Genomic DNA, 16,362 nt, shown 5'->3' with positions numbered 1-16,362 from the left:
AATCTTCGACACCACGCCGGCGCCCACGGTGCGACCGCCTTCGCGAATCGCGAAGCGCAGGCCATCTTCCATGGCGATCGGCGCAATCAGCTCCACCGTCATCTGAACGTTGTCGCCCGGCATCACCATCTCGGTGCCCTCGGGCAACTCGCAGGATCCGGTCACGTCGGTCGTGCGGAAGTAGAACTGCGGGCGATAGCCCTTGAAGAACGGCGTGTGTCGGCCGCCTTCGTCCTTGCTCAGGACATAAACTTCCGCCTCGAACTTGGTGTGCGGGGTGATCGATCCCGGCTTGGCCAGCACCTGGCCACGCTCGACATCGTCACGCTTGGTGCCGCGCAGCAGCACGCCCACGTTGTCGCCGGCCTGACCCTGGTCAAGCAGCTTGCGGAACATCTCCACACCCGTGCAGGTCGTCTTCGTCGTGTCCTTGATACCCACGATCTCGATCTCGTCGCCAACGTGAATCACGCCGCGCTCGATACGACCGGTTACCACCGTGCCTCGACCCGAAATCGAGAACACGTCCTCGATCGGCATCAGGAATTCCTTGTCCAGGTCGCGCTCGGGCTCGGGAACGTAATCGTCCAGCGCCTCGACCAGCTTCAGGATCGACGGCACGCCGATGTCGCTGTCGTCGCCTTCGAGCGCCTTGAGCGCCGAGCCGGTGACGATCGGGGTGTCATCGCCCGGAAAGTCGTAGTCGCTCAACAGCTCGCGAACTTCCATCTCGACCAGTTCGAGCAGCTCGGCGTCGTCGACCATGTCGGCCTTGTTCAGGTAAACCAGAATGCACGGCACGCCCACCTGGCGGGCCAGCAGAATGTGCTCGCGCGTCTGCGGCATCGGGCCGTCAGCGGCCGAAACCACCAGAATCGCACCGTCCATCTGCGCCGCACCCGTGATCATGTTCTTCACGTAGTCAGCGTGACCCGGGCAGTCCACGTGGGCATAGTGACGCTTGTCCGACTCGTACTCGACGTGGGCCGAGGCAATCGTGATACCGCGCTCGCGTTCTTCCGGCGCGTTGTCAATCTGGTCATATGCACGGAACTCGCCACCGCGGGCTTCCGCGCAAACCTTCGTCAGCGCCGCCGTCAGTGTCGTCTTGCCGTGGTCAACGTGACCAATCGTGCCCACATTGACGTGCGGCTTCGTGCGTTCAAACTTTGCCTTGGACATGCCTCAAAACTCCGTTTTGTTTTGCTTTCCGGTTATCGATGATCATGGTGCCCACGACTGGAATTGAACCAGTGACCTCTCCCTTACCAAGGGAGTGCTCTACCGCCTGAGCTACGTGGGCGTTCTCAAATCTGGAGCGGGTGATCGGGATCGAACCGACATCATCAGCTTGGAAGGCTGAGGTTCTACCATTGAACTACACCCGCCTGAAGGAACAACCAACTGCTCCCAAACCTCGAATTCTGGTGGAGGGGGCAGGATTCGAACCTGCGAAGGCTAAGCCAGCAGATTTACAGTCTGCCCTCGTTGACCGCTTGAGTACCCCTCCGGAAAATCCTCGCTCGTTCGATCGATGCCGATCCCGGATTACCGGGCTTCCAGACGAAGCCCGCAATTTTCACCCATCGCGACAGGCAAGTCAACCGCTGTAGGGGCCCTTTGAGAAAATCTGCACCGACGCTTCGTGCAGACTGGATCAGCCCCGGGATTCAGCTCGGATGAATGCGGCGCAGGTGCCGACCCACCGCCAGCCAGGATCCCAGGATGCCCAGCAGGCCACTGCCGACAACCAGCACGGCAATCAGGTCCAGGTCGGGCGCCGAAAGCACGAAATCGCTGCCGTAGCTATCGCTGAGCCGGCCGACCGGCCCAGCGAGCAGGGCCAGCCCGACCTCGATCAGCAACCAGGCCAGTGCGCCTCCGGCCATCCCGTACCACAACCCCGAGTACAGGAACGGCCGGCGGATGAATCCATCTGTGGCGCCGACCAGGGCCAGCACGCGGATCTCTTCGTGCCGGTTGTGAATATCCATCCGGATGGTGTTGCCGACGATGAAGGCCACGGCCACGGCAAACAGCACGGCCAGCACGGCCGCAAGGCGCTCGAGCAACTCGACGATGGCCCGGAACCGCTCGAGCCACTGCAGGTCCACGATGACCCGGTCGACGTCGTCCAGCGCTTCCAGGCGACCGGCCAGTAACCCGGGATCGGCATCGGCAATCGGGCTGATCTCCAGCACCCAGGGCAGCGGATTGGATTCGATGCGCTCAGCGACCCCGTCCAGCCCCAGCTGTCCGGTCACTTCGGCCAGGCCCTGTTCGGGGCTGATCGGATCGACCGTCGCGATTGTCGGCCACGTGCTCAACTCCGAACTCAGGCGCACGGCATCCGACTCCCCGATCGCCTCATCGAGGAAGATCGACAAGGTATCGAGCCGCTGCCAGTTGGCCGACACCCGGTCGGCGCTGTCGAGCAACAGATGCAGCCCGGCCGGGAGGCTGAGCGTTATGGCCAGCACGATAACCGTCATCAGACTGGCCACCGGCTGGCGCAGCAGTGCGCCCAGCGAGGACAGCAGGCTGTAGGCATGCCGCCGCGACCAGGCACGCAGGCTCCCCTGCCGCTTCACGACAAACCCTCCGCCACGCGAACATCATCAACCAGGCGGCCCTCGCCGAGAACCATGACCCGCCGCCCGAGGCGCTTGATCAGGTCGAGATCGTGGCTGGCGATCAACACCGTGGTGCCGGTTTCATTGAGGCGGGTGAAGAACTGCATCAGTTCGGCCGACAACTCCGGATCGAGATTGCCGGTCGGCTCGTCGGCCAGCAGCAGGGCGGGCTTGCCGACGATGGCGCGCGCGATGCCGACACGCTGCTGCTCCCCGCCGGAAAGCATGGGCGGGTACATCCTTTCCTTGTCGAGTAGCCCCACCTTGTCGAGCGCGGCGCGCACCCGGCGTCGAATCTCCGGGTAGGCCACGCCGGAGATCACCAACGGCAGCGCGACGTTGTCGAACACCCGCCGATCCGACAGCAAGGCGTGATCCTGGAACACGATTCCGATCTGCCGCCGCAGCCAGGGAATCTGCCGGCGCGAGATCCGCCCGACATTGCGTCCTTCGAAGATCACCCGCCCGCGGCTCGGCCGCTCGAGCAGGGCGATGAGCTTGAGCAGGGTCGACTTGCCGGCCCCGGAACGGCCGGTGAGAAATACCATTTCGCCGCGTTCGAGCTCAAAGCTGACGTCGGCCAGGGCCTGGATTCCGCCGGGATAGCGCTTGGCGACCTGCTCGAATCGAATCATGCCGACAACAGCTGGCTCATGCTCATGATCGGCAGCATGATCGCCAGCACGATGTAGAGCACGACCGCGCCGACGAGCAGGATCAACAGCGGCTGCAGCACGGCCAGCAGCAGCTGGCTGGCGGCCTGCAAATCGCGCTCCTGGAGGCGAGCGGCTTGCTCGAGCATCGGCGCCAGCTCGCCACTGCGCTCACCGCCACTGAGCAGACGGCGCGCCATCGGCGGCAGCCAGTCGTACTGGCCCAGGGCGCGGGTGAGTGAAATGCCCTCGCGCAACTGCGCGCTGGCCGCTTCCACGTCGGCCCGGATACGGCGATTGACCACCACCTCGCCGGCCACGCGCAGGGCATCGACCAGCGGCACGGCACTCCCCACCAGAATCGCCAGGGTGCGCATCAGGGTCGCGGTCTCGCGCGAACGGGCCAGGCGCCCGAGGACCGGCAGGCGCAGCAGCCACTCGTCGAAGCGCAAGCGCAGATGCGGCTGCCGCAGGGCCAGGATCGCCGCCATTACAGATGCGCCGAGGATCACGATCATCAGCCAGCCCCAGTTGGCGATGCCGTCGGACAGGGCCAGCAGGCTGCGCGTCAGCCAGGGCAGTTCGCGCGAGGCCTGTTCGAACACGCCCACCACGCGCGGCACGACAAAGCCGATCAGGCCGGTGACCACGGCAATGGCAATGACCGTCAACACGACCGGGTAGACCAGGGCCAGGGAAAAGCTGCGCCGCATCTCCTCGCGCTGTTCGGCGAAACCGGCCAGGCGTTCGAGCACGATATCGAGTTGCCCGGCGCGCTCACCGGCAGCTACCGAGGCACTGTAGAGTGGCGGAAACAGGCGCGGATGCTCGGCCATGGCCGCCGACAGGCTTTGCCCTTCCATCACACGGGCGCGAATCGCCCCGAGCTGGCGCCGCGAGCGGGACTGGTCGGCCTGTTCGACCAGTACCGAGAGCACTTCCTCGAGCGGCAGGCCGGCAGCCAACAGGGTGCTCATCTGGCGCAGCAGCAGCGCCCGTTCACGACCCTGACCGCCCGCAGCTCCGAAACCCGGCCGCTCGCGTTCGACGGCGCTGACTTCGAGCGGAAGCAGCCCGCGATCGCGCAGTTGCGAACGCGCCGCCCGGGCACTGTCGGCCTGCACCACCCCGCGGGTGGTGGCGCCGGCTTCAGTCAGGGCCTGGTATTCGTATGCTTGCATCAGGGTGTGCCAGCTGGTCGCGTGGGGCCGGGTGTGCAACCGGTCAGGGCAGCTGGTTGCAAGGCAGTCAATTTCGGGCCGAAATTCGAAATTCGAAGCACCAAATTCGAAACGGCCGCCGACGGCCAGGGCCGCCTCGTGAAAGCGACTCGCTCACAGCCTGGGATCATTGAATAGGCAGCCGTTTCAATCATTCGGATTTCGAATTTGTTTCGGATTTGGTGCTTCGAATTTCGAATTTGCTCTTCTCAAGCCGTTCTCGTCACTCTCAGCACCTCTTCCAGGCTGGTCGTCCCCGCCAGTGCCTTGCGCCAGCCATCCTCGAAGATTGATGGCGCCAGTTCACGGGCCCGGTTGTCGAGCGCTTGTTCCGAGGCACCGTCGTGGATCAGCTTGCGCAGGGTCTCATCGACCGGCACCAGCTCGTAGATGCCGGTACGGCCATGGTAGCCGGACTCGCCTTCCGACAGCTCGGAGCGCGGCCGGTAAAGCGTGGCCGGCTCACCGGCGCTGACGCCCAGGCGTTCGAGCTCGGCGACATCCAGGCTGTATTGCTCGCGCATTTCCGGATCGAGAACGCGCACCAGGCGCTGGGCCAGCACCCCGATCAAGCTCGAAGCCAGCAGGAAGGGTTCGACGCCCATGTCGACCAGGCGTGCGATGGCTCCGACCGCAGTATTGGTGTGCAAGGTCGAGAGCACCAGGTGGCCGGTCAGGCTGGCCTGGACGGCGATGCGTGCGGTTTCCAGATCGCGGATCTCGCCGACCATGACCACGTCCGGATCCTGGCGGAGGATGGCGCGCAGGCCGCGGGCAAAGGTCAGGTCGACCTTGGGGTTGACCTGGGTCTGGCCGATGCCGTCGAGGTCGTACTCGATCGGGTCTTCGACGGTCATGATGTTGCGGCTGCGGTCATTCAGCCGCAGCAGCGACGCGTACAGCGTGGTCGACTTGCCCGACCCGGTCGGTCCGGTAACCAGCAGGATGCCGTGCGGACGATGAATCAGCTTCTCCATGCGCTCGCAGGTGGCCTCGTCCATCCCCAACTCGGCCAGGTCGAGACGTCCGGCCTGTTTGTCGAGCAGCCTGAGTACCACGCGCTCGCCGTGATTGGACGGCAAGGTGGATACGCGCACGTCCACCGGCCGGCCGGCGATGCGCAGCCCGATGCGACCGTCCTGAGGCACCCGCTTTTCGGCGATGTCGAGCCGAGCCATGACCTTGATGCGCGAGACGATCAGCCCGGCCAGACCGCGTGCCGGCGCCATCACCTCCCGCAGCACACCATCGACCCGGAAGCGGATCGACAGGCGTTCCTCGAACGGTTCCAGGTGAATGTCTGAGGCGCCCTCGCGAATGGCCTGGGTCAGCAGGCCGTTGATCAAGCGAATGATCGGCGCATCGTCCTCGCTTTCGAGCAGGTCGGCCGGCTCGGGTAAGTCTTCGGCCAGCCGATTGAGGTCGAAGTCCTCGCCCAGGTCCTCGGCGGCGTGCCTGGCAGCGGCGTCGTCGGCCTCGTAGAGCTCGGTGATCAGGCGATCGAAATCCGCCGCCGGCAGGCGCTCGACGCGAACCCGATCTTCAAGCCGGCGGCGAACTTCCTGCACCGCGGCCACATCGACCGGTTCGCGCACCGCCAGGCGCACGGAGCCGTCGCCGTCGCGACCGGCGACCGCCACCCCGCGTTTGCGGGCAAAGCCGTAGGCCGGACGAAATTCGCCGTTCATCGGACTCTAGCGCTCATCGGGGGGCGGCGTCTGCAGGAAATCTTCCAGTTCCGGCAGCAGCGGCATCTGTTCCTTGCGCGTCAATCCCTTGACCCGGTCGCGCTGCTCCAGTTGCAGGTCTCGAATGCGGGTGTACTTCGAGCGCGTCACATCGTCCATCAGGGCCTCGTCGCGCAGGATCTGCGGCCGGATGAACACCATCAGGTTACGTTTGACCTTGCTTGAGCTGCGATAGCGGAACAGCTCGCCCAGCAGCGGGATGCGCCCCAGCCCCGGCACTTCCTCGCGCCCTTCCTGCAGGTCGTCACTGATCAGTCCGCCGAGCACCAGGACGGCGCCGTCGGGCACCATTACGCGCGTCGAAATGGTGCGCTTGTTGGTGATCAGGTCGACCGCGCCGGTCGATGGCGCCAGGGTCGAGACCTCCTGCGCGATATTGAGCAGGATGGTGTCACCCTCGTTGATATGCGGCGTGACGTTGAGCTTGACGCCGATTTCCTCGCGATTGATGGTCTGAAAGGGGTTGACCTGGCCTTCGCCGGTGGACACGCCCTGGGTGGAATAGCTGCCCGAGAGGAAGGGCACTTCCTGCCCGACATTGATGCTGGCCTCGTGGTTGTCGAGAGTCACCACCGAAGGCGTCGAGAGCACGTTGGTGTTCGAGTCGCTGGCCAGGGCGCGGGCCAGGCCGCCGATCTCGAGCATCTCGATACCCAGCAGACTGGTGCGGCCGCCGACATAGCCCAGGTTCAGGCCGCGGCCGGGAAGGACGCCACCGCCCTCTTCCCCGCCCAGTCCGGCGCTGAGATTGATGATATTGCGCCCACCGCTATTGAAATTGGTGCCGCCGAAAAAGCCCTCGTCGCCCGACTCGAAAGCCTGCCACTGAATGCCCAGCTCCTTGCTCGTATCCATTGCGACCTCGGCGATGATCGCCTCGACCAGCACCTGCGCACGGCGGATGTCGAGCTGGCGCACGACCGACTGAATACTGCGGAACACCGAAGGCGGCGCCGTGACGACCAGCGCATTGGTGTCGGCGTGGGCCTGTATGCGTGCCTGGCGACCGTCCTCCTCGTCAAGCTCAAGGATGCCTTCGAGCACCGGCACGAGGGTGTCGGCCGTGGCATAGCGCAGGTAAATGACCTGGGTGCTGCCCTCCGACTGCAACGGCGTGTCGAGGTGACTGATCAGGGTACGCAGCCGCAAGCGGCGACCGGGATCACCGCTGAGCACGACGGTGTTGGTTCTTTCGTCGGCGACCGCCGACTCTCCACCGTCGGTGGCCGGGTAGATGCGGTTGATCAACTGCACGACTTCTGCGGCATCAGCATGCGAAAGGGCAATCACCTCGACTTCCTGGTCGACCGCCGCGTCCAGGCGCTCGATGATCTGTTCGATGCGCCGGATGTTGGTCGCCCGGTCGCTGATGATCAGGCTGTTGCTGCCCTCGTGATGCGCCATGTAAGCCGACTGCGGCAGGAGCTGACGCAAGAGCTGCGAGACCTCGCTGGCACTGACGTGCTCGAGCGGGATGATGCGGGTGACCGGCTCGTCGCCACCGCCGCGCATGTCGTCGACCGGCACGCGCCCGTCCTGGCGGGCGTTGACGTCGGGCACGATGCGCACCGTCTGCTCGTCACCTACCGCGGCGTAGCCGTGAACCCGCAGGATGGACTGGAACACATCCCAGACCTCTTCGTCGTCGAGCGACTGGGAGGAGATGACCGTCACCCGCCCGGAAACCTGCGGGTCGACGATGATCGAGCGCCCGGTCATGTCGGCCACCGTGGTGATCAGCGCACGAATGTCGGCGTCCTTGAAATTGAGTACGTGGCCGTTGTCGTCCTGTGCTGCCGTCGGCAGCGAGAAAATCAGGGCGATCAGGCCCAGTCGAATGGAACGGATCATTGTGATTGCAGACTCCCCATGACTTGTTCGAGATCCGGCCGCAGGGTCAACTCACGGCCGTCGCGACGGACGGTAATGGCCACTTCGCCGCGCGACATCACGTCGGCAAAAAGGCCCTGCACGGCTTGCGCCGACTCCAGCGGCTGGCCGTTGACGGCGACGACCACATCGTTGACCTGCAGCCCCAGTTCGGAAAACAGGCGGGCATTGCGGCCGGGTCGAACCCGGAAGCCGCCACCGGAAACCGGCATGGCCGAAATCGCCTGGGAAAGCTCGCCCGCGTTCAGACCGAGGGAACGGGCCGCCTGCGGCAGCGACGCCACGCTGGCGCCCTCCGGCGCCTCGAATCCCCGGATACCCGGCAATCGCGGTCTGGCACCGTCCGAGTTGGACAACTGGCCGGGCGACCCACGCTCGCCGGCGGAAGAAGTGGCGGCGTCGGGATCGAGCTCGAGCGTTTCACGTCGGCCGTCGCGCACGATGACGACCCGGCGTGATTCGATCGTTTCGACTTCTCCGCCGCCCGGCAGCGGATCACCGCTGCGATAGACGTCCTCGCCCGAACCCGGATCGGCGATGATGGCATAGGCGTTTTGCCCGGCGACTACACCCTTCAGCCGAAGTCGACTGTCCGAGACGGGGGTCGGTCGAAGCTGCCTGGGCGCCGACGCCGAGCGTCCGAACAGGTTCCAGCGGAACTCCCCCTGCACGCTCGAGCCCGTTTCGATCTGCGGCACGGCCGGGGCCGGCGCCGAGGTCACCGAAACACCGCCAATCAGCAGCCAGGCCGCCCGCACCACCAGCCATACAATCGCCAGCGCCAGAATCGCGCTGATCGACAGGGCCAGTCGCGATGACCAAGCGGGTGAGAGCATGGCGGACACAGGCAGTTCGCCTCCAGGGTGACATCTGGCGGGAGATTAGCACAGACGGGGAGGAACGTTGGTTGGCTTGTTCGCTGGTTGGCTGCTAAGCCGGTTGAGGCCCGCTTCAGCCGGAATGTCGCCGGCCACCGCCCCGGTTCGGTCCGCCCCGGCCTCTGCCACCACCGCCACGACGGCCGCCCTGCTTCTTCCCGCTCTTGCGCGGTGGCGGTGCCGGGCGCTCGAGTTCCGGGAGACTGTCGGGGTCGTGTTGTTCGACCGTCAGCGACATCTCGATGTATTCCTCGACTTCGGGCAGGTGAAAGGCGTAGTCCTCACAGGCGAAGCTGATGGCGTCGCCGGTGGCGCCGAGCCGCGCCGTGCGACCAATCCGGTGGACATAATCGGCGGCTTCCTGCGGGAGGTCGTAGTTGATGACGTGGCTGACATCGGGAATGTGCAGCCCGCGGGCAGCCACATCGGTGGCGACCAGCACGTCGATCTCGCCGTCGTGGAAGCGCTTGAGCAGGGTCTGCCGCTTCTTCTGCGGCACGTTGCCGGCCAGCATGGCAGCGTTGAAGCCGTTGGCCTTGAGGGTGCGCGCCACCCGATCGGTATTGTGCCGGGTATTGACGAAGACCATCACGTGACCGTCCTCCATACCGCGCAGCAACTGAACCAGGAGCGGCAGCTTCTCGGGATTGGCCGGGTAGTAGACCACCTGCTTTACGCGGTCGCTCGTGACCTGCTCCTCCTCGAAGCGGATGGTCTCGGCGTCGTTCATGTGCTCGTAGGCCAGTTCGGTGACCTTGAGCGGGAAAGTGGCCGAAAACATCAGGGTCTGGCGCTTGTCCACTGCCGGCATCTTTCGAAACAGGTAGCGAATGTCGGTGATGAACCCCAGATCGAACATTCGATCGGCCTCGTCGAGCACTGCCACCTCGATGACGTTCAGGTTGTAGACCCCCTGCTTGAGATAGTCGATCAGGCGACCGGGTGTGCCGATCAGAATGTCGACGCCGGCGGCGATCTGCTCGCGCTGCTTGTGGTAATCGACACCGCCGTAGGTGAGCACCGACCTAAGACCGGTGTACTTGCCCAACAGTTCGGCATCGCGGTGAATCTGGATCGCCAGCTCGCGCGTCGGGGCAATGATGATCGAGCGCGGATTCGCGCCCGGCCCGATCGAGTCGGGTGAGAGGAGGCGCTGAAAGACCTGCAGCAGGAACGCGGCCGTCTTGCCCGTGCCGGTGCGCGCCTGGCCGGCAACGTCACGGCCGGCGAGCGCCAAGGGGAGCGTCAGTTCCTGGATCGGCGTACAGTACTCGAAGCCGGCCTCGGCCAGTCCTCGCTGAATATCGGGATGAAGATCGAAGGAATCGAAGCGGGTATCTGTCAGCACCTGTTGGGCGCCAGTGTTGTCGGTCACGGAGATGCGTTTGTCCTTGAAATTTCGTTTGACTGCCTAGACCTGACGTGTGTCGGCCGGCGCTCGAACCTGCCGACTTTCATTTCGTCACGCAGTCGTGACCGCACGTGCAGGCGTGGCATAGTATATTGGCAAAACCGCAATCCTGCTCGACGCGGCCGCGATTCGCCGCCGCGCCCCTGTTCCCGAAGGAGAGAGACAAGCCGTGAGCGACAAGATCATCCACGTAACCGACAGCGACTTCGAAGAAAACGTCCTCAAGGCCGACGGCCCCGTGCTGGTCGACTACTGGGCCGAATGGTGCGGCCCGTGCAAGATGATCGACCCGATCCTGCACGAACTCGCCGACGAGTACGGCGACCGCCTCAAGATCGCCAAACTCAACATCGACGAGAACCAGCAAGTCACCAGCCGCTACAAGATCCGCGGCATTCCGACTCTGATGGTCTTCGCGAACGGCGAGCACCAGGGCACCAAGGTCGGTGCGCTGACCAAGTCGGCGCTCAAGACCTTCGTCGAGGAAACCATCTGAACCCCGCCGCATTCGCGATTTGACGGATTGCCGGCGGCAACTGGACTCGCGCCTCGATTGGTGCTAACTTTACGGCCAATCGGGGCGGGTCACCGTCCGGCAGTTCCTTAAATTCCCATTACCTTTCCCGGACCTCCGGGGCAATATGCGATAGAACCTGGCCATGATCCTTTTCCGGTCGTCGCGACCGGCGAACTTCTCTGTTCGCCCGCGGTACGACCAAATACTTCCGTAAAGACACCCAAAGCGATGAACCTGACCGAACTCAAGAAGAAATCCGCCAAAGAACTGGTCGAGATGGCCGAAGAACTCGGCATCGACAACATGGGGCGCTCGCGCAAGCACGACGTCATCTTTGCCATCCTCAAGGCCAAGGCCCAGAAAAAGGATGCCATCTACGGCGACGGCGTACTCGAGATCCTGCAGGACGGCTTCGGCTTCCTCAGATCGGCCGAGGCCTCCTACATGGCCGGGCCCGATGACATCTACGTCTCACCCTCGCAGATCCGCCGCTTCAACCTGCGTACCGGCGACTACATTTCCGGGAAGATTCGCCCACCCAAGTCCTCGGAACGTTACTTCGCCCTGCTCAAGGTCGAGGATCTCAATTACGACAAGCCCGAAAACACCAAGAACAAGATCCTGTTCGAAAATCTCACCCCGGAGTTCCCGCGCGAGCAATTCGTGCTTGAGCGCGGCAACGGCTCCACCGAGGACATAACCGGGCGAATCATCGATCTGATCGCGCCCATCGGCAAGGGCCAGCGCGGCCTGGTGGTCAGCCCGCCCAAGGCCGGCAAGACCATGATGCTGCAGAACATCGCCACGGCGATCCGGGCCAATAACCCGGAAACGCACATGATCATCCTGCTCATCGACGAGCGCCCGGAGGAAGTCACCGAGATGGAACGCGGCGTCGACGCCGAAGTCATCTCGTCCACCTTCGACGAGCCGGCCACGCGTCACGTGCAGGTCGCCGACATGGTGATCGAACGCGCCAAGCGCCTGGTCGAGCACAAACACGACGTGATCATCCTGCTCGACTCGATCACCCGCCTGGCGCGCGCCTACAACACCGTGGTGCCCTCCTCGGGCAAGGTGCTCACCGGCGGCGTGGACGCCAACGCCCTGCAACGGCCCAAGCGCTTCTTCGGCGCGGCCCGCAACATCGAGGACGGCGCCAGCCTGACCATCATCGCCACTGCGCTGGTCGATACCGGCTCGAAGATGGACGAGGTGATCTACGAGGAATTCAAGGGCACCGGCAACATGGAGATCCACCTGAGCCGCCGGATTGCCGAGAAGCGGGTCTACCCGGCCATCGACATCAACCGCTCCGGCACCCGCCGCGAGGAGCTGATGATCGGCAATGACCAGCTGCAGAAAACCTGGATCCTGCGCCGCATCCTGCATCCCATGGACGAGGCCCAGGCGATCGAGTTCATGCTCGACAAGCTCAAGGTCACCAAGACCAACGAGGAATTCTTCAACTATATGAAGCGGTGAGGCCGCTTCCGGGTTGAGGGGGCGACAATTCCGTTCATGCCAGCTGGCAGGCCTGCGCGGCTAGAAGCTGTTGGCTGGTTGGCTGGTTGGCCGTCGGGATTTCGCGGCGAAGCCGCCCCGCAAACCCGGCAGGTGCCGAACCAGCGAACCAGCGAACCAGCAAACCAGCGAACCAGCCAACATTCTCTATGGCCAGCCAATCTGAGGATTTTGTGTAGCGGCCCTACCCTTCACCTTCCGTTGACATTCCCGCCCTAAACTGGCTCCATTCACAGATGTGAAGGAGCGAGACAATGTCCGAAGAAGCACTGCCCCAGGCAACCATCCTGCTGGTCGAAGACCACGACGACCTGGCCGCGACCATCGGTGCGTGGCTGGAAGACGCCGGCTTCGCCGTCGATTTCGCTGCCGACGGAGCGATTGCGCTCAACCTGGTGGCCGATAATGAATACGACGCCATCATTCTCGATTTGATGCTGCCCCGGGTCAACGGCATCCGGGTGGCCGAAAAACTGCGCGACGGCGGCGTATCAACGCCCATCCTGATGCTGACCGCCCGCGACCAGCTCGAAGACAAGATCGAGGGCTTCGACGCCGGCGCCGACGACTACGTCGTCAAGCCTTTCGCCACCGAGGAATTGATCGCCCGCCTGCGCGCCCTGATCCGACGCGCCCGCGGCGAGACCGGCGAAGGCCAGCTCAAGGTCGGCGACCTGGTGTTCGACCCGCGCCTGATGCGCGTCGAACGCGCCGGCCAGCGCATTACGCTCTCGCCCACGGCCATGCGCATCCTGAAGGTCCTGATGCGTGAATCACCCCGCGTGGTCAGCCGCGAACAGATCGAGAACGAGCTCTGGGGCGACACCCTGCCCGATTCCGACACGCTCAGAAGCCACGTCTACAACCTCAGGAAGGGCATAGATCGCCCGTTCGAACACAAGCTGCTGCACACCGTGCAGGGGATGGGGTTCAAGCTGGCGACGCCGGAAGAGGCGTAGCGCGTTCGCTTGTTGGCTGGTTGGAACCCGCGTAGGTTGAGGTTACATTCCCGACCTACGGCGCCTTCGTTCTGGATTGGAGGAGCCGCCCCACCCGATCCCAGTGCGCCCGCCGCAACTCGCGCCACTCCATGCGGAACCAGGGCGCCACGTCGGCGTCCGGGTTTTCGATCAGGGCGTCCACCTCTTCCGGCGGGAGAAACCGCCAGTCCGCGATCTCGGACGGATTGGGCCGCACTTCGTCTTCGCGTGTGAGCCCGATATAGACCCAGCACAGTTCGTGCTCGGCGCCCACCCCTTCGTAGCTGGCCTGGTACTGGAACTTGTAGATGAATTCGAGTTCGGCCGAGACCCCCAGTTCTTCACGCGTGCGCCGCACGGTGGCCTCGTTCATCTCCTCACCAGCGCGCGGGTGCGAGCAGCAACTGTTCGCCCAGTACAACGGCCAAAGGCGCTTGTCGCCGGCGCGCTGCTGAATCAGCAGCCGACCTTCCTCATCGAACAGGAAAACCGAGAAGGCACGGTGAAGAATCCCGTCGCCATCGTGGCAGGCGCCCTTCGAAAGCGTCCCGATCGCCCGGTCGGCGTCGTCGACCAGGATCAGTTCCTCGCTGTCGGACGACACCACGCGTGCCGGCCCGGCTTGATCAAGCGCCACCGATCTGCACCTCGAGCGCGTTGTAGCCGGCTGCACGGATGGCGCGAGCGACGCGCGCGCTGTCATCCGGACACAGCGCGATTATCGAACCGCCGCCACCGCCGCCGGTAAGCTTGGCGCCCACGGCGCCATTGTTGCGCGCCACCTGCAGGAGCTCCTCGAGCTCCCAGCTCGAGACCTGCATGGCATTGAGCAGACCCTGGCAGACGTTCATCAACTCGCCCAGGGTGTCATAGTCGCCGGATTTCAGTGCATCGAGGCCATTTCCGGCCAGGGTGTCGATCTCGTCGAAGATGCGCTCGTAGAGGGCGGGGTTTTTCTTCCAGGCCTCGCGCACCCGCGCGACAGTGCGTGCCGTCAGGCTCTCGACCCCGCTCATGCCGATCACGATTGGCAGCGGCTCGGACACCTCGATGACTTCACGCTGCGGCTGCTCGCCGTTACGGAACAGCATGAACTCGCCCCAGGTCGCCAGGGTGTTGTCGATTCCCGAAGGTGTGCCGTGAGCGACTTTCTCACATTCGAAGGCGAGCTCGTTAATGCGCTCGTCGTTCAAACCGAGCGAGAAATGCCCGTCCATGGCGCGAATGACGGCCACGGCCAGCGCCGCCGAGCCGCCCAGGCCCATCGCACGGGGTACATTGGGAAAGACCTCGATGCGCATGCCGCGGCCACTCAGACCCAGGGCCTCGAGCACCCCCGCCAGCGAGCGGGCGAAGCTCTGCGGATGCCGGGCCGTGAAATCCAGGCGTTGCTCCACCCCCCAGCGCGGAATGATCAGTTCCACGCCCTCGCGCGCGTCCTCGACGCGGGCCTGGATAGCCAGCGGAATCGGCGCTGCGATGGCACGGCGGCCGTAGACCACGGCATGCTCGCCGAGCAGGATGATCTTGCCGTGACCGGCGCCGAGCTTCTCGCCCTCGAGCGTCTGCTGATCGTCCCGCTGTTCGTTTTCCCGTGCCGTAACCGTCGGCGGCTCGCTCTGCGAGCGCACCTCGGTGATGATCTCCTCGGCCTTCCAGATCTTGATCTCGCCGGAGGCAATCAGGCGCTCGACCACGGTATCGAACAACTCCGGCGGCGTGCCGGCGGCGGTCGCCACCGAACGCGCGTGCAAGGTCATATGACCTTGCTGGATACCTTCCGTGACCAGCGCGCGAATGGCGGAGAAATTCTGCGCCAGGCCAACGGCGCCCATCACCTCGGCCAGTTCGCGGGCCGATTCGACGCCGAGCAGGCGCATGTTGAGCGCCACCGTCGGATTGGTCTGCAGGGGGCCGCCGACGGTGCCGACCTTGATCGGAATCTCGAGCTCACCGATGAGATCGCCGTTGTCGTCCTTGTACCACTGGGTCAGCGACGCGTAGCGACCGCCGCGGGCAGCAAAGGCATGCGCGCCCGACTCGATCGCACGCCAGTCGTTGCCCGTGGCCAGCGCCACGGCATCAATGCCGTTCATGATGCCCTTGTTGTGGGTGGCTGCCCGGTACGGGTCGATGCGGGCGAAATCGTTGGCCACGATGATGCCGTCGCGAACCTGCGCGCCGTCGAAACCCTTGACGGTAAGCGAGTCCACCGGAATCCGGACCCGCGCCTTGACCAGCGCCCGGTCAGTCAGGTTGGAGAGAATGCGCAGAAAGACCCGGCCATCGGCCATGTTCTCGACCAGTGAGGCCACACCCTCGCACATGGTGTTGACCAGGTTGGCACCCATGGCGTCGCGCGTATCGACCAGCAGGTGAACCACCACCATGTCGCCGCCCGGCCCCTGCGAGGGATGGATGAAGACTTCCAGGTCCTTGGCCCCGCCGCCGCGCGCGATCATCTTGGGATGCAGGCTGTTTGCCAGGTTGAGAATCTCATCCTTGCGCTGCAGCAGGGCGGCCTTGGCCCGGGCCGGGTTGGCCACGTCGACAATCTGAATCTGGCCGATCAGCTGCGGCTCCATGCTCTCGACCGTGAAGCCGCCGGATTCGCGCGCGAGCTTGGCCGCCGAGGACAGGGCGGCGACGATCGAGGGCTCCTCGACCACCAGCGGCACGACATATTCCTTGTCGTTGATCAGGAAGTTCAGGCCCAGGCCCACCGGCAGGCCCATGACGCCGATGACGTTCTCGATCATCTTGTCGGCCAGCTGCACCGACAGGGTGTGCGCCCCGGACTGCAAATCCTTGTAGTCGTCGGGGGTCAGCAGACCGCGATCGCGCACCATGCGCACGCGCTCGGGCACGGACATCTTGTAGAAACGCGGAATTCGGGATCGGTCCATCA

The 16,362-nt window shown here is 64.4% G+C and carries 13 protein-coding genes and 3 tRNA genes; 3 read left to right on the top strand and 13 right to left on the bottom strand.

Features of this window, described 5'->3' with window-relative positions:
• From tuf to G4Y73_RS11595, 11 genes are all read right to left on the bottom strand, one after another.
• Positions 1 to 1,182: elongation factor Tu (gene tuf, locus G4Y73_RS11645; RefSeq protein WP_164228361.1), on the bottom strand; the 1,182-nt coding region annotated here is incomplete at its 3' end.
• 45 nt (positions 1,183 to 1,227) lie between these two features.
• Positions 1,228 to 1,303, bottom strand: a tRNA-Thr gene (locus tag G4Y73_RS11640).
• A gap of 11 nt (positions 1,304 to 1,314) precedes the next feature.
• A tRNA-Gly gene (locus tag G4Y73_RS11635) sits at positions 1,315 to 1,388 on the bottom strand.
• Between the two features lie 37 nt (positions 1,389 to 1,425).
• Positions 1,426 to 1,510, bottom strand: a tRNA-Tyr gene (locus tag G4Y73_RS11630).
• Between the two features lie 160 nt (positions 1,511 to 1,670).
• Complete coding sequence (gene ftsX, locus G4Y73_RS11625) at positions 1,671 to 2,591, bottom strand: permease-like cell division protein FtsX (RefSeq protein ID WP_164231797.1); 921 nt, start codon at positions 2,589 to 2,591, stop codon at positions 1,671 to 1,673.
• Positions 2,588 to 3,268, bottom strand: a complete 681-nt coding sequence (gene ftsE / locus G4Y73_RS11620; protein WP_164231796.1) for a cell division ATP-binding protein FtsE — start codon at positions 3,266 to 3,268, stop codon at positions 2,588 to 2,590. The genes ftsX and ftsE overlap by 4 nt, the downstream gene beginning before the upstream one ends.
• Positions 3,265 to 4,467 (bottom strand): type II secretion system inner membrane protein GspF, encoded by a 1,203-nt coding sequence (gene gspF, locus G4Y73_RS11615; protein ID WP_164231795.1) that lies wholly within the window; start codon positions 4,465 to 4,467, stop codon positions 3,265 to 3,267. Before gspF ends, ftsE begins: the two co-directional genes overlap by 4 nt.
• A 248-nt stretch (positions 4,468 to 4,715) precedes the next feature.
• On the bottom strand, positions 4,716 to 6,194 hold the full coding sequence (gene gspE, locus G4Y73_RS11610) for a type II secretion system ATPase GspE (protein ID WP_164231794.1): 1,479 nt from the start codon (positions 6,192 to 6,194) through the stop codon (positions 4,716 to 4,718).
• 6 nt (positions 6,195 to 6,200) lie between these two features.
• The gene (locus G4Y73_RS11605; protein WP_164231793.1) at positions 6,201 to 8,105 is read right to left on the bottom strand and encodes a secretin N-terminal domain-containing protein; all 1,905 of its coding nucleotides are present in this window, start codon (positions 8,103 to 8,105) and stop codon (positions 6,201 to 6,203) included.
• The gene (locus tag G4Y73_RS11600; protein ID WP_164231792.1) at positions 8,102 to 8,980 is read right to left on the bottom strand and encodes a type II secretion system protein N; all 879 of its coding nucleotides are present in this window, start codon (positions 8,978 to 8,980) and stop codon (positions 8,102 to 8,104) included. Before G4Y73_RS11600 ends, G4Y73_RS11605 begins: the two co-directional genes overlap by 4 nt.
• Before the next feature lie 115 nt (positions 8,981 to 9,095).
• Positions 9,096 to 10,397, bottom strand: coding sequence for a DEAD/DEAH box helicase (locus G4Y73_RS11595; RefSeq protein ID WP_346426854.1), 1,302 nt, complete (start codon positions 10,395 to 10,397; stop codon positions 9,096 to 9,098).
• Positions 10,398 to 10,602: 205 nt separating this feature from the next.
• On the opposite strand from G4Y73_RS11595, the gene trxA reads away from it, so the two are divergent.
• The 3 genes from trxA to G4Y73_RS11580 all read left to right on the top strand — a co-directional run bounded on the left by trxA (position 10,603) and on the right by G4Y73_RS11580 (position 13,433).
• Positions 10,603 to 10,929 carry a thioredoxin TrxA gene (gene trxA, locus G4Y73_RS11590; protein ID WP_164231791.1) on the top strand — a complete coding sequence of 109 codons (327 nt, stop codon included), beginning with the start codon at positions 10,603 to 10,605 and terminating at the stop codon, positions 10,927 to 10,929.
• A gap of 249 nt (positions 10,930 to 11,178) precedes the next feature.
• Positions 11,179 to 12,435, top strand: a complete 1,257-nt coding sequence (rho, locus tag G4Y73_RS11585; protein ID WP_164231790.1) for a transcription termination factor Rho — start codon at positions 11,179 to 11,181, stop codon at positions 12,433 to 12,435.
• 293 nt (positions 12,436 to 12,728) lie between these two features.
• The gene (locus tag G4Y73_RS11580) at positions 12,729 to 13,433 is read left to right on the top strand and encodes a response regulator transcription factor (protein WP_164231789.1); all 705 of its coding nucleotides are present in this window, start codon (positions 12,729 to 12,731) and stop codon (positions 13,431 to 13,433) included.
• A gap of 55 nt (positions 13,434 to 13,488) precedes the next feature.
• On the opposite strand, the gene idi is transcribed toward G4Y73_RS11580, so the two are convergent.
• Together idi and G4Y73_RS11570 are read right to left on the bottom strand one after the other, a co-directional pair.
• Positions 13,489 to 14,091 (bottom strand): isopentenyl-diphosphate Delta-isomerase, encoded by a 603-nt coding sequence (gene idi, locus G4Y73_RS11575; RefSeq protein WP_346426853.1) that lies wholly within the window; start codon positions 14,089 to 14,091, stop codon positions 13,489 to 13,491.
• Positions 14,081 to 16,360: a hydroxymethylglutaryl-CoA reductase, degradative gene (locus G4Y73_RS11570; protein ID WP_164231787.1), complete on the bottom strand. Its 2,280-nt coding sequence runs from the start codon at positions 16,358 to 16,360 to the stop codon at positions 14,081 to 14,083. Before G4Y73_RS11570 ends, idi begins: the two co-directional genes overlap by 11 nt.
• Between the last annotated feature and the right edge of the window lie 2 nt (positions 16,361 to 16,362).

Source organism: Wenzhouxiangella sp. XN201, from assembly GCF_011008905.1.
Taxonomy (GTDB): domain Bacteria; phylum Pseudomonadota; class Gammaproteobacteria; order Xanthomonadales; family Wenzhouxiangellaceae; genus Wenzhouxiangella.
The sequence above is the reverse complement of the archived record's forward strand: the minus strand, read 5'-3'. Positions and strand labels throughout refer to the sequence as shown.

Excerpts from the sequence above, each read along its gene's own strand:
- G4Y73_RS11570 (WP_164231787.1), bottom strand. The coding sequence starts at position 16,360 with ATGGACCGATCCCGAATTCCGCGTTTCTACAAGATGTCCGTGCCCGAG.
- G4Y73_RS11605 (WP_164231793.1), bottom strand. The coding sequence starts at position 8,105 with ATGATCCGTTCCATTCGACTGGGCCTGATCGCCCTGATTTTCTCGCTG.
- G4Y73_RS11600 (WP_164231792.1), bottom strand. The coding sequence starts at position 8,980 with ATGCTCTCACCCGCTTGGTCATCGCGACTGGCCCTGTCGATCAGCGCG.
- ftsE (WP_164231796.1), bottom strand. The coding sequence starts at position 3,268 with ATGATTCGATTCGAGCAGGTCGCCAAGCGCTATCCCGGCGGAATCCAG.
- rho (WP_164231790.1), top strand. The coding sequence starts at position 11,179 with ATGAACCTGACCGAACTCAAGAAGAAATCCGCCAAAGAACTGGTCGAG.
- G4Y73_RS11580 (WP_164231789.1), top strand. The coding sequence starts at position 12,729 with ATGTCCGAAGAAGCACTGCCCCAGGCAACCATCCTGCTGGTCGAAGAC.
- gspF (WP_164231795.1), bottom strand. The coding sequence starts at position 4,467 with ATGCAAGCATACGAATACCAGGCCCTGACTGAAGCCGGCGCCACCACC.
- gspE (WP_164231794.1), bottom strand. The coding sequence starts at position 6,194 with ATGAACGGCGAATTTCGTCCGGCCTACGGCTTTGCCCGCAAACGCGGG.